At 69.6% G+C, this 23883-nt stretch carries 21 protein-coding genes and 3 pseudogenes; 7 read left to right on the top strand and 17 right to left on the bottom strand.

Translation table 11 applies throughout. From position 1 onward, the window contains the following. Positions 1 to 587, bottom strand: a 587-nt coding sequence (locus ACFOYX_RS09550) for a cupin domain-containing protein (protein WP_377533881.1), incomplete at its 3' end; no start/stop codon positions are given. A gap of 129 nt (positions 588 to 716) precedes the next feature. On the opposite strand from ACFOYX_RS09550, the gene ACFOYX_RS09545 reads away from it, so the two are divergent. Then, a complete protein-coding gene (locus ACFOYX_RS09545; RefSeq protein ID WP_322443201.1) occupies positions 717 to 1007 on the top strand; it encodes a DUF1330 domain-containing protein in 291 nt (96 codons plus the stop codon). A 245-nt stretch (positions 1008 to 1252) separates the two neighbouring features. Here ACFOYX_RS09545 and ACFOYX_RS09540 read toward each other — a convergent pair whose 3' ends face one another. Then, a complete protein-coding gene (locus ACFOYX_RS09540; protein WP_322443202.1) occupies positions 1253 to 1477 on the bottom strand; it encodes a hypothetical protein in 225 nt (74 codons plus the stop codon). Between the two features lie 282 nt (positions 1478 to 1759). On the opposite strand from ACFOYX_RS09540, the pseudogene ACFOYX_RS09535 reads away from it, so the two are divergent. Continuing rightward, positions 1760 to 1932, top strand: a pseudogene (locus tag ACFOYX_RS09535) (transposase); the annotation flags it as partial. Between the two features lie 48 nt (positions 1933 to 1980). After that, positions 1981 to 2475 (top strand): MarR family winged helix-turn-helix transcriptional regulator, encoded by a 495-nt coding sequence (locus ACFOYX_RS09530; RefSeq protein ID WP_322443203.1) that lies wholly within the window; start codon positions 1981 to 1983, stop codon positions 2473 to 2475. 213 nt (positions 2476 to 2688) lie between these two features. Here the strand turns inward: ACFOYX_RS09530 and ACFOYX_RS09525 are convergent, their stop codons facing one another. The 6 genes and pseudogenes from ACFOYX_RS09525 to ACFOYX_RS09500 form a co-directional block, all read right to left on the bottom strand. Then, the gene (locus ACFOYX_RS09525; protein ID WP_322443204.1) at positions 2689 to 3612 is read right to left on the bottom strand and encodes an FtsX-like permease family protein; all 924 of its coding nucleotides are present in this window, start codon (positions 3610 to 3612) and stop codon (positions 2689 to 2691) included. Between the two features lie 98 nt (positions 3613 to 3710). Then, on the bottom strand, positions 3711 to 4580 hold the full coding sequence (locus ACFOYX_RS09520) for an FtsX-like permease family protein (RefSeq protein ID WP_322443205.1): 870 nt from the start codon (positions 4578 to 4580) through the stop codon (positions 3711 to 3713). 10 nt (positions 4581 to 4590) lie between these two features. Further along, positions 4591 to 5324, bottom strand: a pseudogene (locus ACFOYX_RS09515) (ABC transporter ATP-binding protein). 182 nt (positions 5325 to 5506) lie between these two features. Then, positions 5507 to 6406, bottom strand: coding sequence for an NADP-dependent oxidoreductase (locus tag ACFOYX_RS09510; RefSeq protein ID WP_322443206.1), 900 nt, complete (start codon positions 6404 to 6406; stop codon positions 5507 to 5509). 285 nt (positions 6407 to 6691) lie between these two features. Next, positions 6692 to 7657 (bottom strand): pirin family protein, encoded by a 966-nt coding sequence (locus ACFOYX_RS09505; RefSeq protein ID WP_322443207.1) that lies wholly within the window; start codon positions 7655 to 7657, stop codon positions 6692 to 6694. A 56-nt stretch (positions 7658 to 7713) separates the two neighbouring features. Further along, positions 7714 to 8019 carry a GNAT family N-acetyltransferase gene (locus ACFOYX_RS09500; protein ID WP_322443208.1) on the bottom strand — a complete coding sequence of 102 codons (306 nt, stop codon included), beginning with the start codon at positions 8017 to 8019 and terminating at the stop codon, positions 7714 to 7716. 358 nt (positions 8020 to 8377) lie between these two features. On the opposite strand from ACFOYX_RS09500, the gene ACFOYX_RS09495 reads away from it, so the two are divergent. Continuing rightward, on the top strand, positions 8378 to 8779 hold the full coding sequence (locus tag ACFOYX_RS09495; protein WP_377533880.1) for a DNA starvation/stationary phase protection protein: 402 nt from the start codon (positions 8378 to 8380) through the stop codon (positions 8777 to 8779). On the opposite strand, the pseudogene ACFOYX_RS09490 reads toward ACFOYX_RS09495, so the two are convergent. The 7 genes and pseudogenes from ACFOYX_RS09490 to ACFOYX_RS09460 all read right to left on the bottom strand — a co-directional run. Continuing rightward, positions 8736 to 9477, bottom strand: a pseudogene (locus ACFOYX_RS09490) (IS5 family transposase); the annotation flags it as partial. The gene ACFOYX_RS09495 and the pseudogene ACFOYX_RS09490 overlap by 44 nt on opposite strands. Before the next feature lie 94 nt (positions 9478 to 9571). Next, entirely contained in the window at positions 9572 to 10585 is a 1014-nt protein-coding gene (locus ACFOYX_RS09485) for an ABC transporter permease (RefSeq protein ID WP_322443210.1), read from the bottom strand. Then, positions 10582 to 11544 (bottom strand): ABC transporter permease, encoded by a 963-nt coding sequence (locus tag ACFOYX_RS09480; RefSeq protein WP_322443211.1) that lies wholly within the window; start codon positions 11542 to 11544, stop codon positions 10582 to 10584. Before ACFOYX_RS09480 ends, ACFOYX_RS09485 begins: the two co-directional genes overlap by 4 nt. Beyond that, a complete protein-coding gene (locus ACFOYX_RS09475; RefSeq protein ID WP_322443212.1) occupies positions 11537 to 13063 on the bottom strand; it encodes a sugar ABC transporter ATP-binding protein in 1527 nt (508 codons plus the stop codon). Before ACFOYX_RS09475 ends, ACFOYX_RS09480 begins: the two co-directional genes overlap by 8 nt. After that, the gene (locus ACFOYX_RS09470; protein ID WP_322443213.1) at positions 13063 to 14127 is read right to left on the bottom strand and encodes an ABC transporter substrate-binding protein; all 1065 of its coding nucleotides are present in this window, start codon (positions 14125 to 14127) and stop codon (positions 13063 to 13065) included. The genes ACFOYX_RS09475 and ACFOYX_RS09470 overlap by 1 nt, the downstream gene beginning before the upstream one ends. Before the next feature lie 26 nt (positions 14128 to 14153). Then, positions 14154 to 17048 carry a PA14 domain-containing protein gene (locus tag ACFOYX_RS09465; RefSeq protein WP_322443214.1) on the bottom strand — a complete coding sequence of 965 codons (2895 nt, stop codon included), beginning with the start codon at positions 17046 to 17048 and terminating at the stop codon, positions 14154 to 14156. Then, a complete protein-coding gene (locus tag ACFOYX_RS09460; protein ID WP_322443215.1) occupies positions 17045 to 19531 on the bottom strand; it encodes a LamG-like jellyroll fold domain-containing protein in 2487 nt (828 codons plus the stop codon). Before ACFOYX_RS09460 ends, ACFOYX_RS09465 begins: the two co-directional genes overlap by 4 nt. A 261-nt stretch (positions 19532 to 19792) precedes the next feature. Between ACFOYX_RS09460 and ACFOYX_RS09455 the strand changes: the two genes are divergently transcribed. Then, positions 19793 to 20629 (top strand): DeoR/GlpR family DNA-binding transcription regulator, encoded by an 837-nt coding sequence (locus ACFOYX_RS09455; RefSeq protein WP_322443216.1) that lies wholly within the window; start codon positions 19793 to 19795, stop codon positions 20627 to 20629. A gap of 73 nt (positions 20630 to 20702) precedes the next feature. After that, the gene (locus tag ACFOYX_RS09450) at positions 20703 to 22211 is read left to right on the top strand and encodes a sugar ABC transporter ATP-binding protein (RefSeq protein ID WP_322443217.1); all 1509 of its coding nucleotides are present in this window, start codon (positions 20703 to 20705) and stop codon (positions 22209 to 22211) included. A gap of 37 nt (positions 22212 to 22248) precedes the next feature. Here the strand turns inward: ACFOYX_RS09450 and ACFOYX_RS09445 are convergent, their stop codons facing one another. After that, on the bottom strand, positions 22249 to 22566 hold the full coding sequence (locus tag ACFOYX_RS09445) for a hypothetical protein (protein ID WP_322443218.1): 318 nt from the start codon (positions 22564 to 22566) through the stop codon (positions 22249 to 22251). A gap of 202 nt (positions 22567 to 22768) precedes the next feature. On the opposite strand from ACFOYX_RS09445, the gene ACFOYX_RS09440 reads away from it, so the two are divergent. Beyond that, entirely contained in the window at positions 22769 to 22999 is a 231-nt protein-coding gene (locus ACFOYX_RS09440) for an integrase core domain-containing protein (protein ID WP_322443219.1), read from the top strand. 100 nt (positions 23000 to 23099) lie between these two features. Here the strand turns inward: ACFOYX_RS09440 and ACFOYX_RS09435 are convergent, their stop codons facing one another. Beyond that, the gene (locus ACFOYX_RS09435) at positions 23100 to 23867 is read right to left on the bottom strand and encodes an SDR family oxidoreductase (protein WP_322443220.1); all 768 of its coding nucleotides are present in this window, start codon (positions 23865 to 23867) and stop codon (positions 23100 to 23102) included. Positions 23868 to 23883 lie beyond the last annotated feature (16 nt).

The raw sequence follows: 23883 nt of genomic DNA, 5'->3' as shown, positions 1-23883 counted from the left end.
AGCGCCGCATGCCAGCCGCTGCCCGGACGGCGGGAGGACTCCTCCTGCAACCAGGCGCGCAGCATGTACACCAGCAGCAGATCCAGCAGAGCCGGCCGGGCGGCGTCGGCGCCCGGCTGTGGGCTGGACAGGTCAGATGTCAACAGGTCCACGGCGGAACGCAGGGCGGGGTGCTGACCCAGCTGCGCGGGCAGGTGGATGACCTGCGGCAGGGACCGCAGGAACGGATGAGCCTGCGTGTGGTCGAGACGGTAGGCGCCGCAGAGCAGGGTCGCGGAGCCGACGTCTTGATCCCCGTCGCCGTCATCCGGGCCATCCGTGTCCGGCGGCAGTGCGGCAAGCGTTCGGTCCGGGCTGTCGGTCAGGCCGTGCGCCGTGCCGTGGGGCAACAGCACGACGTCGCCGGCGGACAGCTGAACAGGCTCACCCTGAGCCGGTACGAGCCAGCAGCTACCGGCCAGCACGATATGGAAGCCCGCCCCCGCATGCGGCCCGAACCTGTTACCCCAGCGTCCCAGGTGCCGGGTCCGGGCGAACTTGGCCCGCCCGGTCCGCATGGAGCCGATGACCTCGCTGAACACGTCCACGCGGCCAAAGATACCTCGGGATGGTACGACCGAGTATTGAATGAGGCATCACTCGCATGGATACGTCCATGATCGGCTCCTACCGTGGATGGCGTACGCCCATCTGCAAGTCGAAGGAGGAGACCAATCGTGACTGCCTATGTCGTCATCGACCTTGATATCGCCACCCAGGACGGATTCCGGGAGTACGTCGAGGGCGCCGGGCCGCTAATCGAGCGTTTCGGGGGCCGCAACATCGTCACCGATGACAACGCCCTGGTGTTGGAAGGCGACTGGACGCCGCCGACCGTGGTGATCCACGAATTTCCCGACCGAGAGACCGTCCAGCGGTTCTGGGATTCGCCCGAGTACCAGCCACTCAAGGAACTGCGTCGCAAGCACTCCACGGTGAAGGTCGTCGTCGCACAGAATCCCGCGTGACCCGGACCTCTCGCCGTGCCGGCTGGTATCGGTCAGGGGATCTTCACCGATGGCTCGGAACGCTCTCCGCGCCATCGGTGCCGGACACCGCCTGCCGGTGAGGTCGCCTCATCGAGGCGTCCGGCCCCACGACGCGACTGTCACGACCCGGCAACGCGCCGCAGGTCGTCCATCGACCGCGCGAGAGGCTCAGCCGGTGCGGCGGTACCGCCGACACCAGCGCCTCGATAGGGCTCAATTCGTCCTCAGCGGCCAGGATTCCCCGAAAGGACCGCTGCGACCCTCGCATCGAGGATGCCGAATCGCATGCGCCAGCCGGTGAGCTCCAGCGCCGATGTGTGCGTGAGCAGCACGTCCTCGACGCTCGGTCCCGTCTCCGGCCGGTCCGCGGCTCGACCGATCTCCACGTTCAGCTCGTCGAGTCCGCGGTCCAGGCCGGCGACATAGCCGGCCCAGTCCTGCTCGTCCACGGTGGCAGATCACTGATGTACCCGTTCCAGGCGCTCGCGCAGACGGCGGAGGAACCCCGCCCCGTGTCGGCGTGACCGGGGGTGCCGCCTACCGACACCGTTTCCCTGTCGGTGAGGCGGCGGTGGATCTCGGTCATTCGATCGCGCACCGGCTTGTCACCTGATCCTTCTTGGATTAGTTGCGCCCACGAGGCAACGGCAAAAGCCTGTTGTCCGCCTTCACCGCTGCGGCTGGCCAGTAGGTCCTCATGCCGCGTACGCAAGACGCGCCCGCAGCGCCTCCTCGCTCCGGTCGCGAACAATTCCGGCAAGCGGACCGGGCGGCTACACACCCCAGCCGCTACAACCGCAGGTTGCGCCGAGCGATGTGCATGGCCGCATTGACGTGCATGGGATGCCAACCGCCATCGGGGGCCTACTACGACCGCAAACGCACCGAAGGCACACGTCCTATCGCTTCAGCAGCCCGCCGTGACGTGTCAACAACGTGTTAACCTGCCGGTGTGTCCGAGCCGCGGTGGCTAACACCCCACGAGGCCGACGTCTGGGCGAAGTACCGGCGTCTGCGCCGCGAGCTTCAGCGAGCCCAGGACCTACAGCTGCAGCGGGACTCCAACATCTCCGGAGCGGACTACGCCCTGCTCGCACCACTGTCCGAATCCGCAGAGGGATTGCTCAGGGCCAGGGACCTCGGTGCGGAGGTTGGGTGGGAACGCAGTCGACTATCGCACCAGATCAGCCGCATGGAGAAGCGCGGCCTGGTGCAGCGCGAGCCTTGTCCTGATGACCCCCGCGGCTCCATGGTGCGCCTTACCCAACAGGGACGTCAGGCGATTAAGGCGGCGGCGCCGAGGCACGTGGAGACAGTACGGAAACTATTTTTCGATCCACTCTCGCCCGGTGAGGTCGTTCTCCTCGGAGAGATGTTGGAGCGCCTTCTCCGTGCCGTAGACAGCCATATGACTAGTGATTCCGACGGAAACGGTGTGGAGAGGTGAAACGGCGCCCTGCCGGGTTATTGCGGCTCAGACCGAGCTACTGTGGGGCTCGGCCGCTCGGCCTCGGCATCGGCATCGGCAAGCTCGCCGGTCAGGCCGGCCTCATCCCACTGTCTTCTGCCGACCCACAGTCACTATAGGTGGGCCGGGGCCAGGATCCGGATCGGTGCTCGCCTGCCCGGCGGCAGGTCCAGCGAGCGCCGCAGACACGCGTCACTCGCGTGCCGCGAGAAGCGACACCGAGCTTGGGCGCGTCGCGGACCAGGACGTCAACGTGCTCGTCACGCCGGTCAACAGGAACGCGCCGGTCACCATCGACAGCACGAGCGGCCACGGCACGGACAGCGTCGCGACACCGGTGACGGCCGACGTGGTGACCAGCACGGCGACGTACGTGCCCGCGGCGGCCAGGGCGCCGAGCAGCAGACCGATCGTGGTGACGATCGACGACTCGACCAACACCATCCGTACCACCTGGCCGCGCGTGAGTCCGGTCGCCCGACCTGCTGCGAACTCGCGCCGCCGCGCTGCCGAGGCGATGACCACGGAGTTCACGACGCCGATCAACGCGTACAGGCCGCCCAGTCCCATAACCATCAACAGGACGCCGGTGCTCGTCGCGCGCCGCGCCGCGTCGTCGGCGGCCAGCCAGTCGTCCAGCCCCCGGATGGTGCCCACGCCGGCCAGTACCGTCGTGACGGCCTCCGCCTCCGCGCCGGGGGCCAGTGTCACGAACGTGCGGGACGGCGCCTCGGCCAGCTGGTCTTCGGGCACCAGGCCCGGAGGCAGCAGCAGGCTGGCACCGCCGCCGATCGCGGATGGGACCGCCGCCACGACCGGTAGCCGGCCGAGGTCGACGTCACCGATCCGTACGCCGACGGTGTCCCCGACCGAGAAGCCGTCCGCGCCGGGGCCCGCGGCCACCGCTTTCCCGCGCAGAGCGGTCAGCCCGGCGCTGCCCGGATGCGCCCGCTCGTACGCTGCGGGGTCGATGATCAGCGCGGACGAGTACCAGGTGTAGGCCATCTCGCCACTGCCGGTCGTCAACGCCACCGGTGCCTCGATCTCCGTTGAGGCCGCGGCGAGCCCCGGCACCCCGGCGAGCCCCACCGCGGCCCGGCTGGTGCCCTCGACCACCAGATCAGCCGCCGTTCCGCGTCGTTGCTCCGCCTCAACGGAGGCGGTGAATCACGTCGCCGAACCTGCCTGACCGAGCACCAGTCCGACCAGCACGATCAGCGGCGCCGCAGTGGACGCGCTGCGCCGCGCGTTGTCGCGCACGTTCGCCTGGGCCAGCTCGGCGAGCGTTCCCCGCCCGGCAGCAGCCGGGCGAACGCGGGCACCAGCCGCGGTCCGAGCAAGGTGAACGCGATCGCGGCGCAGATCGAGACGTTCATGGCCATGGCCTGGCCACCGACCGCACCGCCGACCGGGGAGAGGACGATCAGCGCGGCGGCGCCGGCCATGAACAGCAGGCCGGTGCCCCAGCGGCCCATCGTCATGATCCGGGCGGCCTCGCCGGTGTCGCGCAGTACCTCGAGCGGGCGTACGCGGCCGGCGCGCCGTGCGGCGACCAGCACCCCGGCGACCGCCAGCGCGATGCCAGCGCCGAACGAGACGAGGAGGATCCACCCGCGCCACTGCCCGACGAACCCATCGGGTACGAAACCCAGCGTCCGCAGCAGCCAGGTCTGCACCGCCATCAGCGCGACGCCCATCGGCACGCCGGTGACGGTGCCGAGCGCGCCGAGCAGCACGGCCTCGCCGAGCAGTAGCCGGCGCACGTGGCCGCGGCCACCGCCGATCAGCCGCAGCAGCGCCAGATCACGGCGGCGCTGCTCGACCGTGAAGGCGAATGTCGAGCTGATGATGAACACCGCGAGCAGCGCGGCGAACCCGAGCGTCACGCCGAGCAGGGCCACCAACGTCTCCCGGCTCTGCGCGAACCGCATCTCGCCGACCGGCGAGAGTCCGGCCGGCGTGTGCTGGGTCGCGGCCGAGATCAGCAACAACAGCGACGACTGCACGAGCGCCACCCCGAGGCACACCGTCAGCGTCGCCCCGATGAACAGCGTCCAGCGCTCGCGGAAGCTCGCCCAGCTCATCCGCAGCATCTCAGCGCTCCAGCGCCACGAGACGGTCCGCCACGGCCCGGACGTCGGCGCCGCCCAGCATGTCGACGACCCGGCCGTCCCGCAGGAAGACCACGGAGTCGGCGGCGGCCGCCGCAGCCGGATCGTGTGTCACCATCACGATGCTCTGTCCGCCCTGGACCGTCCTGCGGAGCAACTCGAGGACGTTGCGCGCGGCGGATGTGTCCAGCGCGCCGGTGGGCTCGTCGGCGAAAATCACCTCGGGGCGCGTCACCATTGCCCGTGCGATTGCCACCCGCTGCTGCTGGCCGCCGGAGAGCTCGCGCGGCCGGTGCCCGGTCCGTTCGCCCATGCCGACGGCCGTCAGCGCGCCATGCACCTCGGCCTTCGTCGGGCGACGGCCGGCGAGCCGCAGCGGCAGCGCCACGTTCTGCGCGGCGGTGAGCGATCCGATCAGGTTGAAGCTCTGGAACACGAATCCGATCCGGGCGCGGCGTAGTTCGGTGAGCGTGTCGTCGCTAGCGACGGTGATGTCGGTGTCGCCGAGCAGCACGCGCCCGCCGTCCACCCGCTCTAGACCTGCGGCGCAGTGCAGAAGCGTCGACTTGCCAGAGCCAGATGGCCCCATCACGGCCGTCCACCTGCCGCCCGGAAAGTCGAGATCGACGCTGTCGAGGGCGCGCACCGCTTCGGCCCCTCGCCGTAGGTACGGCTGACGCCGCGCAAAGAGACAGCGGGCGAGCCGGGAAGACTCATGGTCCTCCTTATGACGTGATCAAGCACAACGTCCGGGCGGCGGCGACCATGCGGCGGGCACCGCGGTTCGAGGACGGGACACCCACCACAACTCCAGCCCTCTTATCGGACGCACGGGCCGGGATCGGGGTGGCCCGCTGCGTGGCAGCTGGCCGTGGCGGATGCCCGGGTTACAGGGGCGGTCAGAAAACGACGGCGATCTTGCCGCGGACGTGCTTGGCCGTGAAGTCAAGAAGGGCCTGGCGGGCCTGGTCGAACGGGTATTCGGAGTCGATCTCGATGCGCAGTTCTCCCTTGGCGGCCTGTGCGGCGAGCGCGTCAAGCCGGCCCTCGGGTGTGGTGGTTCCGCCGTAGGCCGCGGTGACTCCGCGCTCGAACGCGGGCGGTCCGCCGAGCGAGGAGACCAGTTGGCCGCCGTCCTTGGCGGCGGCGGCGGTAGCGGCGAGCCCGGGTCCGGCGTTGGCCAGGTCGAGCACCGCATCGACGCCGCCGGGCACCAGGCGGTGTGCCTCCTCGGCCACGTTGACGCTGCGGTAGTCGAGGACATGGTCGGCGCCCAGCCGGGCGAGGAAGTCGCGGTCGCCGGAGCGCCCGGTAGCCAGCACGGTCAGTCCTGCCCGCTTGGCCAGCTGAACCGCGTAGGAACCGACACCGCCGGTCGCACCCACGACGAGGACGCTAGCGCCTTCGGCGACGTTGGTGAGGTCCAGCAGTGCGGCTGCGGTGAGCGCGCCGGTGGGCAGGGCCGCGCCCTGCGCCGGGGTCAGCTCGGCGGGTCGACGGGACGCGGAGGGAGCGTCGTTGATCAGGACGTATTCAGCCAGGGCACCGGAGGGCACGCCATTCCACGCGATGACGGGGTCGCCGACACGGAAACGCGTGGCGCCCGCACCGACGGCTTCGACGACGCCGCTCACGTCGACACCCGGCACGAACGGATGCCGTACGGGCAGAGCCTCGCGCATCGCGCCCGTGATCAGCACCTGGTCCACGGGGTTCAAGGCGGCCGCCTGCAGTCGGACCAGCAGTTGGCCCGGTCCCGGCACGGGGGCGGGCAGGTCCGCGGAGTCGAGCTCTTCCACCGGCCCATACGACCGAGCAACCAGCGCCCTCATGATTCTCCCTGTCAGTGCCGGCCGGGCAGGAACGTTCCAGCGCCTCGTCTGAGCCGAGGTCGCCGCCGGGCAGCCCGCACCCACGGCGTCGTTAGTGATGCGTCAACAATAACCAGCCCACGTTGATGCGTCAACAAACCGCAGGTCTACGCATAACAGCGGTCCACACGACGCGGCGGGCGACGGCTGTACATCCGCTGTTCGTGCCCGAATTGCCGGTTCGGCCAGCGGCAAGCCTGCCTCCGCAGGTTCTCAGCGGACGCGGCCCCGGGCCTTGAGCGGCGTCGGGGGCAGCTCCGGAGCCGGCAAAGGTTGCCCGTCGAACCCGTTGATAGCGCCGAACCGATCGCCGGACATCCAGTCTTCCCGAGCTTGCTCGATGTCCTGCTGGCTACGGCCGATGAAGTTCCACCACATGACGATCTTCTCGTCGAAGGGTTCGCCACCTAGGAGCAGCAGGCCGGCGTCAGTATCCGCTTCAAACCGCAACTCCCGCCGCCCGCAGCCGAGGTAGAGCATGGATCCCGGCTCGAGCAGCACGTCGTCGACACGGGTGACCCCGGACATGGTCAGCACGGCGTACTCGAAATCAGGCTCAACAGGCAGCCGGACGTCAGCACCGTCGGCGAGGGCGATGTCCACACCCAGCAGGGGCGTGTAGGTCGTACCCGGAGAGCGCATGCCGTCGATCTCCCCAAGGATGACGGTTGCGTGCAGGCCGTCCGGGGAGTTGAGGGTGGGGAGCGCGGCGTGGTGCTCGAAGGCGGGTGCGGTATCGCGGTGCGCGTCGGGCAGCACCACCCACAGCTGCGCGCCGTGCAGCAGGGCTGCGTGCTGCCGGGGCGACTGCTCGGCGTGGGAGATTGCCCGTCCGGCAGTCATCAGGCCGAGTTCACGGGGCCGAATCGTCTGTAGGCTCCCGAGGCTGTCCCGGTGCAGGACTTCTCCCTCATGCAGCCAACTCACAGTCTGCAGGCCGGTGTGCGGATGCGGCGGCACCCACATGCCCGGCTCCTCGGCAATGTCGTCCGGCCCATAGTGGTCGACAAAACACCAAGCGCCCACCATGCGGCGGCCCAGATTGGGCAGCAGCCGCCGCACCGCAGTGCTGCCGAGGGATGCAATGCGGGGCTTCAGCAGTTCCTGGACGGGCTGCCCGGAGACAGCCTCCCGGCCACCCCGCAGCAGCAGCTGCGGGGTGGGTTCGAGGTTGCTCATCGCGGTCGTCCTCTCGTCGCGCTCCGGTCACAGCTCGTAGCTCACCGCTGCGTCACTCAGAACCCGAAACGCGGGCGCTGCGCCAAAGGCACAAGCTGCTTGAACTCCGGGTGCTTCGTGATCCAGTTGCGGACGAACGGGCAGTAGGGCAGCACCTTCAGGTTCTGCTCGCGCACTGTGGTCAGGGCAGCCTCGACGAGCGTGCCGGCGAGCCCCCGGCCCGCGAACCGGTCATCGACCTCGGTGTGAATGAAGGCAACCTCATCCTTGAAGCGGTGGTACTGGGCAAAGCCCGCAAGCTCTTCCCCGTCGAAGATTTCGAAGCGGGATTCGGCAACGTTGTCCGTCACACGGGTCGACAAGGGGGCCTCCTGAGATCACGAGGGGGGCGGACCGCCGGCAGCCGGGGCAGGGCCCGTCTCTTACGTGACGGTGTGCCTCGCGAAGGATGAACGGGCCCGCCCAGAGACTTCGCACCGCGGAGTATCCAGCCGCCACCGGTGACTGTACCCTCATGTTGATCTGTCAACAATAAGCTGGTCGGTGCCCCATCTGGTGACAGATGGTGACTAACCAATGCGTTGAGGCAGGGGTCCATTCACGGGACAGACCGACCAGGCGGGTTGTCCCACCCAAGCACGAAGAGAGGAAGCCATGGCGATTGTGCGTGGCACGTTCAGCGATGAGGCCCGGAAGACGACCGGTGAGGCGCTCCAGCAGGTGCTGGCTGACCTGATCAACCTGGGCCTGCTCGCCAAGCAAGCCCACTGGAACGTCACCGGACCGAACTTCCGCAGCCTTCACCTGCAGCTGGACGAGATCGCCGACCTCGCTCGCGGGTTCTCGGACCAGGTCGCGGAACGGGCCGCCGCCATCGGCTTCAACCCGGACGGCCGGGCGGCGACGGTGGCCGGCGCGTCCACTCTGCCGGATATCGAGCACGGCGATATCGAGGACGGAGCTGTGGTCGAGATCATCAGCGACGCCCTACTCATCCTCATCCGCACGTTGCGCGGGACCGTATCGGAAACCGCCCAGACTGACCTGGTCTCGCAGGGCCTGCTCATCGAGATCACCGCGGCGATCGAGAAGCAGTACTGGCTGTTCCAGGCCCAGCACTGATCTCCGGCATCTCGACAGAGACGGGTCCGCCGCGGGGAACGGCAGAGCCGGCTCCACGTGCGGGCCCAGCGAGAAGCCGGCGATAGGGGAGGCCGACGTCATGCACCGTCGCCTCCTCGGCGGGGCAGAGCGCCGGGCGTTTGCGAGGGCGTCCAGGTCCGGGCTCGTTGACCCGGATCGCGTCCAACAGCGCCAGCAGTTGCGGATTGTCACCGGCCTGGCCGGGACTGAGCAGGATCGACAACGGCCGACCGCGTCCGTCGACCGCGAGGTGAACCTTCGTGCTCAACCCACCTCGGGACCGGCCGATGGCCTCGCCATCTTGCGCACCAGGCGTCGCCGGACTTGCCGCGGAGCCCCCTTTTTGCGGGCGCCAGCGGCATGCTGATGCGCCCGCACGATCGACGAGTCGACGCTGATCGTCCACTGCACCGGTGTGCCGTCGTCGTGGACCTGCGCCGCGGACAGGATCCGGTCCCACGTCCCGTCCGCGGTCCACCGGCGCAGCCGCTCGTGGCAGGTCTTCCACGGCCCGTACCGTTCGGGCAGGTCGCGCCACGGCGCACCCGTTCGCAGCTTCCACAGAATCCCGTTGATGACCTGCCGGTGATCCCGTCACCGTCCCGAGACCCACCAGGCTCGGGCAACAGCGGCGCGATCACGGCCCACGCCTCATCGGTCAGCTCACCACGACGCACCACCGGCACATCGTCAACGATCAACCACTACAAGATCGGCAGGACACCTAGGCAGCGTCCTGATCGCGGCTGTGGCGCGTGCCGCGACCTGACCTCAGGACAATCGCTGCGCCCGGTGCAGGATCCGCTGTGTGACCACCACTAGAGCGAGGAACGCGCCGCTGACGACCTGCTGGAACGACGAGGTGAGCACGCCGATCTGGTTGATCAGGCTCTGGATGACGCCGAGCAGGAGCACTCCCGCCATCGTTCCGGTGAGCCCGCCGGCGCCGCCGGTGAGCAACGTGCCGCCAATCACCACGGCGGCGATGACATCGAGTTCCATGCCGGCGCCGAGGATGGTCACGCCCGAGGACAAGCGGGCGGCGTTGAGTGCCCCCGCCAACCCGGCGAGCAGTCCGGACATGAGATAGACGATGACCTTGACCCGGGTGACCGGCACGCCCATGAGCACTGCGGCCTCTTCGCTGCCGCCGATGGCATAGACGTTCTGCCCGAAGGCGGTGCGTTGGAGCAGCACCCCGCCCAGCAGGACGAGACCGAGCGTGATCCAGACCGGCACGGTGAGACCGAGGAGGGACGTCTGGCCCAGTGCGCTAAAGGCGCCGTTCTGCACCAGGTAGGTGTTCGCCCCTTCGCCGGAGACCGCGAGCATGAGTCCACGCATGCCTAGCAGGCCGGCCAGGGTCACGATGAACGGCGCCATGCCGGTGCGCGCCACGATCAGCCCTTGCAGCAGGCCGATCGCGCCACACACTGTGAGGGGCAGCAAAAGCGCGACGAGCAGCCCATACCGGGAGCCGTAGGCGGCCAGCACCCCGGCGAGCACGAAGGACGAGCCGACGGAGAGGTCGATGCCGCCGCTGATGATGACGAAGGTCATCCCGATCGCGACGATGGCCAGGAACGATGACGACACCACGATGTTCGCGGCGTTCTGTGGCGTGGTGAACGAGTCGAAGGCGACGGCTCCGAGCAGGACGGTGACCGCCAGCACCATGAGCGCGCCGTGGTGCTGGACGAGGTGGCCGATTCGTTCGCGGCGCAGCGTGCCCGGCCGGCGCCGCGCGTCGGTGCCGGCGTCCGCGTCGGCGATGGTGGTGGTCATGCGCGCCTCCCTCGGGCGGCGTAAACGGCGGCCAGGATGATGACCGCCTGGACCATCTGGGTCCAGGACTGCGGCAGGTTGTGCTTGATGAGCGTGGCTTGGAGGAGCTGGATGAGCAGGGCGCCCATGACGGTGCCGAGCACGCGGACTCGGCCGCCGGTGAGCGGGGTGCCGCCGACGACCACGGCGGTGATCGCGGACAGTTCCATGAGCAGGCCCAGCGAGGTGGGGTCGCTGGCTTGCAGCCGGGACGTGGCCAGCACCCCGGCCACCGCGGCGAGTAGGCCGGAGATGATGTAGACGGTGATCAGGACGCGTCGTACCGGCAGGCCGGACAGTCGGCTCGCGGCCCGGTTGCCGCCCACGGCGACCAGTTGGCGACCGAAGGTGGTGCGCTTGACCAGAAACGCGACCAGTACCGTGAGCGCCGCCGCGATGATGACCACGAGCGGCAGGCCGAGCACAGATTGGCTGCCAAGGGTGATCAGCGTGGGGTTGCGGAACTCGGTGAGCTGCGGCACGAGCACGTTCGCCAGGCCGCGTACGCCGACCAGCAGCGCCAGCGTCGCCACGATCGGCTGCACCCCCACGTACGCCACCAGCGCCCCGCCGGCTGCGCCGGCGGCCGCGCCGGCGATCAGAGCCGCGACGATCGCGACCGGAGCGCCGTAGCCGAGGTAGAGCACCACCATCGCCGAGGCGAGCGCCATGACGGCACCGACGGACAGGTCGATGCCCTCGGTGCCGATCACCAGCGCCATGCCGAGTGAGGTGATCACGACCGGCGCGACCTGGATGAGCTGCGTCCGGAAGTTCGCCACCTCCAGAAAGTGCGGCGTGAACACCACGTTGAAGAGCAGGAGCGCGAGCACCGACGCGTAGACGCCGTACTCCTGAAGCCACGTGAGCAGGCGTGCCCGCCCTCCCCACACGTGCGGCGCGGCCGCGAGCTCAGCCATCGGTCTCTCCCGTCGCGGCAATCGTTGCCATGATCGCTTCTTCCGTCACCTGGTCGCCACTCAGCTCGCCCGCGACCGCGCCGTCACGCAGGACCACGACCCGGTCCGCCCCTTCGACCAGTTCCTCCAGGTCGGATGAGATCAGCAGCACGCCGAGCCCTTCGGCCGCAAGCTCGTCGATGAGCGCCTGCACCTCGGCCTTGGCGCCGACGTCGATGCCCCGGGTCGGTTCGTCGAGCAGCAGGACCTTGGCGCCGGTGGCCAGTGACCGGGCCAGCAGGACCTTCTGCTGGTTTCCGCCGGACAACTCGGAGACCTTCTGGTACGGCGAGGCGGCCTTGATGCGCAGCCGCCGCATGAAGCTGTCGACGATCCGGTCGATCCGGGCGTCGGACACCACTCCGGAGCGGGACATCTGGGGCAGGGCGGCCAGCGCGATGTTGTCCCGTACCGACAGGGTCGGCACGATCCCCTCGGCCTTGCGGTCCTCGGGGACGAGGCTGACGCCGGCCCGGATCGCCGCCGCCGGAGAGCCACGACGTACCTGTTGCCCGGCCACCGTCACCGTGCCGGCGTCGACCGGTAGGGCACCGGCGATCGCCTTGGCCGTCTCGCTGCGCCCGGCGCCCAGCAGCCCGCCCAGGCCCACCACCTCGCCGGGACGGACCTGCACGGACACGTCGCGCAGGACCGGCCGGCGGGACACTGAGCGGGCCTCGACGAGCGGCTCGCCGGCCGTGGTGGTGTGCTCGCCGGTGAACCTCGTCGCGCCATCCCGCCGGATCTCGGCGGGGTCGCGGCCGAGCATCAGGGCGACCAACTCCACCCGGGCCAGCTCGTCGAGCGGCCCGTCGTGCGCGACCCGGCCGTCGCGCAGCACGGTGACCCGGTCACAGATCCGGTACAGCTCGTCGAGGCGGTGGCTCACGTAGATCACCGAGATGCCCTCGGATCGCAGGTCGGCGATGACACCGAAGAGGGTGTCCACCTCTCGCGGTTCCAGCGCTGAGGTCGGCTCGTCCATGATCACCACGCGGGCCTCGATGGAGACCGCGCGGGCGAGCGCCACCATCTGCTGGGTGCCCATGCCGAGCGAGCGCAGCGGGCGGCGCACGTCGGTGCGGATGCCGTACCGGGTCATCACCCGCTCGGCCTCGGCGTACAGCTGCGTCGTGTCGATGACCCCGAGCCGGCTGCGCGGTTCGCGCCCGAGCAGGAGGTTGTGCGCGAGGCTCATCTGCGGGACCAGGTTGACCTCCTGGTAGATGGTCGAGATCCCGGCCCGCTGGGCGGCGAGGGGGTTGTCGAAGGTGACCGGCTCGTCGCGCAGCAGCAGCGTCCCACGGTCCGGCCGGTACACGCCGGTGAGGACCTTGATCAGGGTGGACTTGCCGGCGCCGTTCTCGCCGACGAGGGCGTGGACCTGCCCCGCGTCCAGCCGGAAGGACACGTCGTCGAGGGCGAGGACGCCGGGGAATCCCTTCGAGATTCCCCGGGCCTCCAGAACCGCGGTCGCCATCAGTACGCGTTTCCCAGGCTCTCCTTGGCGTTCGCCGTGGTGTACTCCTGGTCACTGATGATCACGGTGGCCGGGATCCCTTCGCCGTCGAGGAACTTCTGGGTGGTGGAGAAGGCGAGCGGGCCGAAGCGCGGGTTCGACTCGACGACCGCGGACAGCCAGCCGTCGACGATGCCCTGCACGGCGGCGCGGGTGCCGTCCACCGACACGATCTTGACCTGGCTGGGCGACTTGCCGGCGCCCTTGAGCGCCGTCACCGCGCCGAGCGCCATCTCGTCGTTCTCGGCGTAGATGCCCTTGGTGCCGGGTCGGGACTGGATCAGCTGCTCGGTGACCTGCTGACCCTTCTCCCGGGTGAATTCGCCCGTCTGCTCGAACGAGATGGTGATGCCGGGTGCCTTCTCCTGGATGCGGTCCTTGAAACCCTTCGTCCGGTCGGTGGTGACGTTGTTGCCGGGCGCGCCGAGGAGGATGGCGACCTCACCCTGGCCGCCGAGGGCCTGGACCATCTGGTCGGCAGCCCGCTTGCCCTGCTCGTAGAAGTCCGACCCGATGAAGGTGAGGTAGTCGGTGCACGGTTGAGCGTTGATCTTGCGGTCGATGGTGATGATCGGGATCTTCTTCTCCGCCGCCTGCTTCAGCACCGGTTCCCAGCCGTCGGAGTTCAACGGCGCGATGACCAGCAGCTTGGCGCCCTGGGCGATGAGTTGCTGAACATCCGAGATCTGCTTGGAGAACTGGGACTGGGCGTTGGTGACCCGCAGGTTGGCGATGCCGAGCTTGGCGGCCTCGTCCTTGATGGACTTGGTCTCGGCGATGCGGAACGGGTTGGCTTCCTTCTCCGACTGGGAGAAGCCGATCACGTCCTTCTTGAGGTCGAACTTCTGCCCGCCGAAACTCTGCAGGGTGCAGGTGGGGCCGGTGGCGCCCGCGCTCTGCACGACCTGCTGGCCCGCGCTGCCGGCTGGTGTGGGCGTGTCGCCGCTGTCCTCGCTCTTGGCGCACGCCGCGGTGGTCAGCAGCGCGGCCAGCGCGACCGCCGCCAATCCGGATGTCCTGGACATGAGAGGTCCTTTCGCTAAGGGATTCTTCAATCGGCAGGGGGATACAGCGCACAGGTCTCGACGGCGCCCTTCGGCTGGCTCGGGCTCTGCCAGCGCAGGTGCAGGTTCGAGCCGCCGTAGTGCTCGAAGTACTCGACCTTGATGTCGTAGCTGGTCCCCGCCCGCAGGGTGATCGGGGCGGCGGTCCGCTCGACGTCCCAGTTGTCCGTCCAGTTGTCGATCAACAGTCGCCCGTCGACCCACAGCCGGAAGCCGTTGTCGCCGATCATCGAGAAGGTGTAGGTCTCCGAGTACCTGGGCACGATCGAGCCGGTCCACCGGACCGTGACGTCGTCGGACTGGCCGGTGCGCTGCCGCAGGACCGGTTCGAGATCGTCGAAGTCGAGGTTGGGGTCGACCGCGGACGATTTCAGCGCACCGAAGTCGAAGGCCCCCGGTCCCGTACTCACGTAGTAGTCGCCGCGCAGGCCGCGCGGCTGCGCCGGGTCGTAGCCGACCTCGACGGTCGCCCGGGCGTGCGTCGGCTGCCGCACCCCGCCGACGGTGTAGACAGCCTCGCCGGTCAGCGCCGCGTCGTCGCACGGCGCCACCCCGTCCGCCGGGCGGACCAACCACCTGGTGGTGATCGTCCCGACCGGTGGCACGCGCCGGGTGAGCACGGCGTCCAGGGGCGTCACCGTCCATCCGCGCGGCGCCGCGAGGCTGACCGAGACGTCCTCGGCGGGCCGGTCGGACCGGTTGGTGAACGTGGTGGTCACGGTGGTGGCCTGGCCCGGCCGCACCGACACCTGGCCGCCGTCGCCGACGACGAATCCGGCGGCCGCGCTGGAGGTGCTCCATGCCTGCAGTTCGTTGACGCCGACGAACGCCCCGACGGGGTTGGTGAAGAGCAGCCGGAGCCGGTCGGTCGTCAGCGCCGGGAAGGTGATCCGGTTGAGGCCGTTCCCGATCGGCTGCTGGCTGGAACGGCGCTGCTCCGGGACGTCGACCCAGGCGCCGTCGGTCCAGTACTGCAACCGGTAGTCCGCCGCGGCCTGTACGCCGCCCCCGTCGTCGTAGCCGTACCAACGCACGTCCTGGACCCGGGTCGGGCCGCCGAAGTCGACGCCGTACCAGTCCTGCGCGTTGGGCGACCGGTAGTTGGTCCACCGGGTGTTCTGCGGCACCTCGTTGAACCACACCTTGCCGTCGAGCGCGTTCCAGGGATTGTCGTACGGCGAGGTGTAGGACGCGATGGGCTTGGGGTAGCCGGTGCGCAGGGGATTCGCCGCGTCGTTGACCAGGCGTACGGTCTGCGGGGCCGGTTCGGTCGCGCCGATCGGCACGGTGAGCGGGCCGGGCTCGGCGGCCACCGTACGCAGCGCGCCGTCGACGTAAACGCGCAGCCCGGCGCCCTGCGCGTAGTGGGAACCGTCGCGATCCCACAGCACCGTCACGTTGTGCCCGTGGTAGGGCACGTTCTCGATCGCGTAGTGGTCCCAGGCGTCCGGCACCAGCGGCTTCAGCTTCAGCGTGCCGCCGTCCTGTGGGCGCAGGCCGAGCAGACCCGAGATGACCAGGTCGGTGTACGACGAATGGAGGTAGTCCTCGCTGTGCGAGTGTCCGTCGTAGATCCAGCGTTTCTCGTCTGGGTGGTGTGCCTCGGCGACGTACGGCCGGCCGTCGCGGTACTGGGTGAGCGCATAGGTCCGCAGCAGGGCGTAGTAGTCGTCGCGACCGATGTCGTCCCGCGCCGGCTGGTCGTCGAGCAGGTTTGCCAGGCCGGTCAGCGCCTGTGAGGTGCTGTACGGCCAGGACGGTCCGTCCCAGTGGCAGCACCCCTGGGCGGCCTCGCTCATGAAGTAGGGGCTGCGCCGTTCGACCGTCGTCGGCCCGTACGCCGAGGCGAAGCCCTGCGGGTCCAGCAGCTGCCGCCAGGCCACCGAGTCGGCCGGCTCGGCCAGGCCGAACTGCCACGGGATGAAGCCGACCTCAGTGCGGACCTGCTGCCGCTCGTGGGTCGGGTTGTTCTCGTCGATGATGTCCAGCCAGAACTTCGCCTCCGGGTCCCACAGCCACCGGTGCGCGTTGGCCTTGAGCGCCGCCGCACGCCCGGCGTACTCGGCGGCGACCTTCTCGTCGCCGTTGCGCCGGGCGATCGCGCTGATCGCCAGCGCGTCGCCGTACTGGTAGGCGTTGATGGACGGCCGGAAGGTGTGCACGCCGCCGAAGTGGTCGCTGGAGGCGTAGCTCGCCGGGGACAGCTCCTTGGCGTCCCAGACCGGGCGCTGCCAGTAGAGCCCCAGCTCCGGATCGAAGTGGTTGTCCCAATCGAGGTACTGGGCGATCAGGGCGTCCTGCAGGCGCTGGAGGAAGGCGAAGTCGCCGGTCACCTGCGCGCGTTGGTAGGCGGCCGTCGCCGCCCAGAAGCTGTACTCGTGCGCCCAGTCGGGCGCCTCGGGGTTGACCGTCTGCGGCCGCTGCCCAGGGCCGGTGAGCCAGAACGTCAGATAGTCGTTCAGGTAGCTCTGGTCGCGCACCCAACGGCCCTCGGTGACGTGGTGCCCGGCTGCGGCGTTGATGGCCTGGTACGGCGCGGCGTACCCGCAGCAGTCGAGGAACTCGGTCAGCACCCAGCCGTCGGTCGGGCCGGCGTAGCGCAGGTGCTCCTTCCACACCCGCCAGCGGTAGTAGTAGACGTCCTGGATCTGCTGGTCGGGCAGGTCCACGAAGGGGATGTTCGCCTCGTACCAGGCCGGCTCGGCGTACCCGGTCAGGTAGCGCCGGTGGTCGAGGAAGTGGGTACCCGCGCCGACGGTGGGATACGGGGACGCGGCAGCCGGCGGCGGCGGGCCCTGCGGCGGTGCGGCGGCGCCAGGGGCGGCCGTCGCCGCCGCGGTCAACACCGCGGCGACGACGGCGACGAGGCGGATCTGCCTCACTTGCTGGCTCCCGCTGCATAGAGCTGGGCGACCTCGGCGGCGGACAGGGCGCGATCGTAGACCTGCACCTGGTCGATCGCGCCGCGCCAGTAGTCGACCGGGCCGCTGTTGTACCAGGCCCGTCCGATGACCGTCGGTCCGCTGGACGCCTCGCCCAGGCAGGAGCTGGCCGTGCCGGCCTGCTGCCCGTCGACGTAGAGCGTCAGCGTGCCGGTGGCGGCGTCCCGCACCCCGACCAGGTGATACCAGCGGCCGGTCTCCGGTGCGGTCGGCGCGAGCGCCCGGACCCCGGCGAAGCTGAACGCGAACCGGTTGTCCGCGCCCGAGTACTGCAGGAAGAAGGCGCTGTGGTTGCTGCCGTCCTGGCTCACCGCGGTGGCGAAACCGCCGAGGCTGTCCAGCTTCACCCAGGCGGACGCGGTGTAGTTACCGGTGGTGTCGAGGATCGCGGCGCGGGTGTCGACGTACTGATTCAGGCCGTTGAGCTGCACCGCGCTGCCGGAGTGGCCGGTGGTCCACGTCGCGCCGTTCATCAGCGTCCCGTCGTGGTTGCCGGCCTTGTCGTCGGTCACCGTGCCGGTGCCCTCGTCCAGCGGCCACCAGCCCACCCCGGTCAGCCCGGGCGTGCCCGGCGGCAGCTGCGGCGCGTTCGCGCCGGTGCCGTCGACCGAGCGGACGATGGCACGGTTGACGTCCCGGACCCGGTCGAAGTCCATCTTCTGGATCTGGCGGTCGTAGGTGTAGAACCCGTTGACCTCGTGCTCCACGTCGGTGGTCTGGGTGTAGACACCGCCGGAGAGCCCGCAGCGGTTGGCCACGGTCAGCAGGTCGCGCTGGTTCTCCACGTAGCGCCGGGTGAGGGTGGCGCTGTCCGGCGTCATCTCGTAGCCGTGCCCGTCGCCGAACCACATGTGGCCGGGGACCTCCAGCCCGAGGCCGCCGTGCTCGCCGTCCACGGCGACCCGGTCCCCGCTGGGGATCGGTGAGGCCGGGCCGAGGTACTGGTGGAAGTCGATGATGTCGCCGCGCCCCGAGTCGCCCTTGGAGGCGCAGCAGTTCACGCCGCTGTGCGCGTTGACCATCCGGCTCGGGTCCTGGGCGCGCAGCTCGTCGGCGATCCGGCCGGTAGCGGTGCGGTCCCACTCGCCCCAGCCCTCGTTGAACGGCACCCAGACCGTGATGGAGGTCCAGCTCTGGTGCTCGTCGACGATCTCCTTCAGCTGCCGCTCGAACTCCTGCCGCGCGTCGACCGGTGGGATACCCCCGGTACGCATGGCGGGCATGTCCTGCCACACCATGAGGCCCAGGCGGTCGGCCCAGTAGTACCACCGGTCCGGCTCCACCTTGATGTGCTTGCGGATCGTGTTGAAGCCGAGCCGCTTGGTCTCGGCGATGTCGAAGCGCAACGCCTCATCGGTCGGTGCGGTGTAGATGCCGTCCGGCCAGTAACCCTGGTCCAGGGTGGACAGATTGAACAGGATCTTGCCGTTGAGGGCCAGGTGGAGCTTCCCGTCCGCGCCCTTGATCTTGGTCACCTCGCGCATGCCGAAGTAGGACTCGACCCGGTCGACCTCCTTCGGGCCGTCCAGCACCCGCACCGTCAGGTCATAGAGGTACGGCGAGTCGGGCGACCAGAGCTGCGGGTTCGGTACCGGGACGCGCAGCTCGGCGCCGGCAGGTCCCGACGCGCGGCCGACGACCTTGTTGCCGGCGTACGCGACGGCCTCAACCGTACGGCCGTCGCCCGCGGTGACCTGCGCGGTGAGTCGGAGGCTGGCGTCGTCCACGTCGGGCGTCATCCGCAGCTGGTCGACGTGGCTCGCCGGCGCCGGCTCCATCCAGACGCTCTGCCAGATCCCGGACGACGAGGTGTAGAAGATCCCCCGGTCCGGCACGTTGCGCTGCTTGCCGATCGGCTGCCAGGTCTTGTCGGTGCGGTCCTCGACGCCGACCACCAGCTCCTGGGCGCCCCGACCGCGCAGGGCGTCGGTGACGTCGACACTGAAGCTGTCGTAGCCGCCGCGGTGGGTGGCGACCTGGACTCCGTTGACCCAGACCGTGGCGTCGTAGTCGACGGCGCCGAAGTTGAGGCGCAGCCGCTCGTCGCCGCCGATCCGCCAGTTCGCCGGCACCTGGAAGGAGCGCCGGTACCACATGCGGTCCTCGTGCCGCTGAATGCCGGACAGCGCCGACTCGATCGGGTACGGCACGAGCACCCGCTCGCTGAGCTGCTCGCCGATCGGCGGGGCTTCGCCTTCCTGTGCCCCCGCGAACTGCCAGACCCCGTTCAGGCTCTCCCACCTCTTACGGACCAGCTGCGGCCGGGGGTAGTCGGGAAGCGCGTTGTCCGGCGACACCTGGCCGGTCCACGGTGTGGCGATCGGTGGTGTGCCCGGATGCCAGGTCGCCTCGGCGCGCGCGACCCCGGGCACGCCGCCGATCACGCAGACCGCGGCGATCAGCGCGGTGGCTGCTCTTCTCATCGTTCAGGGCCCCTTTCTCACGAGCGTGGCGCGAGAGGGCAGGCCGCAGCGCCCGGGCCCGGGCCGGCGATTGGGCCGGCCAGGCCGGGCGGGAGAGCCTGCCTGAAATCGTTGGGAAACAATCAATCACCGTCACGATCTCAAGTCAATACCATTCGATCAGATCCGGTCAGAAACGATCCGGGAGCGCTCTCAGCGGGGTGGGGAGGCGTGAAGAGTACGATCAGAACCAGACCGACCCGTTCACGAAGAGAGGACAACGTGGCACCTGGCGACGACTCCCGGACGGCGACCGAGGGCCGGCGAACCATGTTCGCCGCCGAGCGCCGGCAACGCATCCTCGAACTGATGCACGCCAACGGCGCGGTCTCCCTGCGGGACATCGCCCAGGCCGTCCAGTCCTCAGAGGTCACCGTGCGACGTGACCTGCGGATCCTGGAGGCCGACGGGCTGCTCAACCGCCATCACGGCGGCGCAACCCTGCCCGGCGCGCTGGCCACCCCACCCGGCGCGCTGTCCCGCGAACCCACCTACGCCCAGAAGGCCCAGGTCGCCGCCGCCGAGAAGGCCGCCATCGCCGAGCTCGCCGCCTCGCTCGTCGAGGACGGCGACGCCATCGTCATCGGCGCCGGCACCACCACCCAACTCTTCGCCCAACAGCTCACCCGGTACGCCGAGCTCGCCGTCGTGACCAACTCGCTGCTGGTGGCCCAGGCGCTCGCCAACGCGCCGCGGGTCGAGGTCGTCCTCACCGGCGGCACGCTGCGCGGCGCCATCCTCGCGCTGGTGGGCAGCGCCGCCGAGCGCTCGCTCGCCGGTCTACGGGTCCGCCGGGCCTTCATCTCGGGCAACGGTCTCACCCCCGAACGGGGCGTCTCCACGCCGAACATGCAGGTCGCCAGCGTCGACCGGGCGCTCGCCGCGGCCGCCGAGGAAATCGTCGTACTCGCCGACCACACCAAGATCGGAGTCGACACCATGGTGCAGACCGTCCCCACGGACGAGATCGACCACCTCGTGACCGACGACGCTGCCCCCCGCGACGTGCTCGACGAACTGGCCAACCGGGCCGTCCGGCTGCACGTCGCCCGCCCCTGACGTCTTTACCTTTGCACCCGCCGTGCGCAATCATTCGCCTCAGCCGACTCGCCGGCCGCTACGAGGAGGCACCGTGGCAGGCAGCAGCACCGTGATCGAAGCCGCGGGCGTGGTCCGCGACTTCCCCGGCACACGCGCCCTCGACCACGTCTCGTTCACGCTCCGGCGGGGCGAGGTGCACGCCATCCTCGGCGAGAACGGCGCCGGCAAGTCGACGCTGGTCAAGGTGCTCTGCGGCATCGACCGACCGGACGCCGGGGTGCTGCGGCTGCACGGCACGCCGGTACGGTTCTCCTCCCCCCGCGACGCCGAGCGCGCCGGGATAGGCGCGGTCCACCAGGAGGCCAATCTCGTCCCCCAGATGAGCATCGCCCGCAACCTGTTCCTGGGCCGCGAACCGCGCCACCGGCTCGGCCTCATCAACGTCGCGCGGATGAACACCCGGGCGCGCGACATCATGGCCGACTGCGGCCTGCGGATCGACGTACGACGGCCCCTCGAGTCGTTCGACGCCGGAATCCAGCAGTTGGTCGCGGTGGCCCGCGCGGTCGCCACCGGCACCTCGGTAATCGTCCTCGACGAGCCCACCGCCGGCTTGGACGACGACCAGGTCGAACGACTGCTCAGCATGCTCGACACGCTGCGCGACCAGGGCCGGTCGATCGTCTACGTCAGCCACCGTCTCACCGAGATCGAGCGGATCTGCGACCGAGCCACGGTACTGCGCGACGGCCGGCTGGTACACACCGGCCCGCTCGCCGGCCTCGACCGGATGCGACTCGTGTCGTTGATGCTCGGCCGCCGGGTGGCGCTCGGGGCGACCGCCCCCGGCGGCGCATCAGCCGTCGAGCCCGCCGACCCGCCGATCCTGCAGGCTACCGGCCTCACCCGCCGCCACGTTCTCGGCGGCGTGTCGATCAACCTCCGGCCGGGCGAGGTCGTCGGCCTCAGCGGCCTGCTGGGCGCCGGTCGGAGCGAGACGGCGAAGGCGATCGCCGGCGCCATGCCGCTGGACGCCGGGCAGGTGACAGTCTCCGGCGCCCGCCTGCGCCGGCGCTCGATCGCCGGCGCCGTCCGCGCCGGCGTGGGGCTGCTGCCGCAAAACCGTAGAACCGAGGGCATTATCGCCTCGCTGTCAGTGCGCGACAACATCGCGCTCGCCGCGCTTCCCCGGCTCTCCCGCGCCGGCATCGTCTCCGAGGCCCGCCTCGACCGGATCGTCGAGACCTTCATGCGCCGGTTACGGATCAAGGCGACCAGCCCGCACCAGCCGGTCGGGGAACTTTCCGGCGGCAACCAGCAGAAGGTGCTGCTGGCCCGCTGGCTCGCCACTCACCCGCGAGTGCTGATGCTCGACGAGCCCACCCGCGGCATCGACATCGGCACCAAGTCCGAAGTGCAGGCCCTCATCGACGATCTCGCGGTGGACGGACTGGCGGTCATGCTGATCTCCTCCGACCTGGAGGAACTCGTCGGTTCCTGCGACCGCGTCCTGGTGCTGCGCGACGGCGCCGTCGCCGGTCAGCTGACCGGCCCGAACGTCACCGAGAAGAACATCATGGCGCTGCTCGCGGCGACCTGACCGCCGCTGCATACGGCATGAATGACGGCCCCTCCGGTCACGACACGACCCGCCACCGCAGCCGCCGGGACAGCACCAGCGCGGCGATCGCGACGAGCAGCACGCCGCCGCCGACGGCACCGATCTGGACGAGGGCGCTGCGGCCGAGGTTGGTGCTGTCCTCAACCAGGCCGGGGTCGACCCGGCACCCCGACGGTCCGGACCGACCTGGCGGCAGTTCCTGACCGCCCAGGCCCACACGATCCTGGCCTGCGACTTCTTCACCGTCGACACGGTGGTGCTCAAGCGGATCTACGTGCTGTTCTTCGTCGAGATCGCCACCCGCCAAGTCCACGTGGTTGAGGTGACCGCCCATCCAACTGGCGCCTGGGTGGCCCAGCAGGCACGGAATCTACTGATGGAGCTCGGCCAGCGCGCAGCGGGACTGCGGTTCCTGCTCCGCGATCGAGATACGAAGTTCACGGCGGTCTTCGACGCGGTGTTCACCGCGGAAGGCATCGACGTGATCAAAACCCCGCCGCAGGCACCCCCGCGCAAACGCCTTCGCCGAGCGGTGGGTGGGCACCGTACGCCGGGAGTGCACCGACCGAATACTCATCGTCGGCGAGCGCCACCTCGCGGCCGTGCTCGCTGGGTACACCCGCCACTACAACGGCCATCGACCACACCAATCGCTGGATCAGCGGCCACCGAAACCTGCGCCGCACGCCGTTGACCTCGACGCCGCTCGGGTCCACCGGCGACCGATCCTCGGCGGGCTGATCAACGAATACCAGACCGCAGCGTAAAGCCCTGATCAAGCCAGCAACCTAGTTTTGGACCAGGACAGGGTGCACAAACTGGCCTCGGTTATGACGAGCTCATCGCACGCTGGCCGCGTCACCAAATTCAGTTGGGCGGCTCGAAACGGCCGTCGACCGCAGTCCACCCGCCGTCCACGATCAAGCAGGTGCCGGTGACGAAACTCGCGGCGTCGCTGGCGAGATAGACCACGGCACCCGCCATCTCCTCCGGTCGTGCCCAGCGCCCGAGCGCGCTCTTGGCGGCGTATGCGTCGTACCACTCCGGATTGGCCTTGATCTGCGCCGTGAGGGGCGTCTCCACGACACCGGGGGCGACCGCGTTGACCCGCACACCGCGCGGCCCGAGTTCGGCGGCGGCGGTCCGCAGCAGCTGCACCAGACCAGACTTTGTGGCCGCGTAGACGCCCTGACCCGGCTCCACCGTGAAGGCGCGGATAGAGGAGAAGCCGATGATGCTGCCCCTGCCTCGCTTTGCCATCCCGTCGCCGAATGCCCGAAGCAGCCCGAAGGAGGCGGCAAGGTTGAGCCCGACGACCCGGTCGAACTCCTCCTGCGTGTAGTCCAGCAGGCGCTTACGGACGTTCGTGGCGGCGGTGAAGACCAGAACACTCACATCGCCCAGCTCAGCCGCAGCCCGGGAAACTGCGGAAGCATCCAGGACATCCAGGGTGTACGGGGAGCCGTCGGCCATCTGGGCGGTGAGGGCGGCGGATTCAGCGTCGCGGTCGGCGCAGATGACCTCGGCACCGTGCGCCGTCAGCGCTCGGGCACATTCACGGCCGATGCCGCTGCCGGCACCCACCACCACAGCCCTTCGGCCGTCGAGCCGAAACAGCTTGTCGTACGCGGGCATGGCTCAACTCCTCATT

Source organism: Micromonospora sp. GCM10011541 (assembly GCF_042650725.1).
GTDB classification, from domain to species: domain Bacteria; phylum Actinomycetota; class Actinomycetes; order Mycobacteriales; family Micromonosporaceae; genus Micromonospora; species Micromonospora sicca.
Note: the sequence above shows the minus strand (reverse complement) of the source record. Positions and strands in the feature narration are given on the sequence as shown.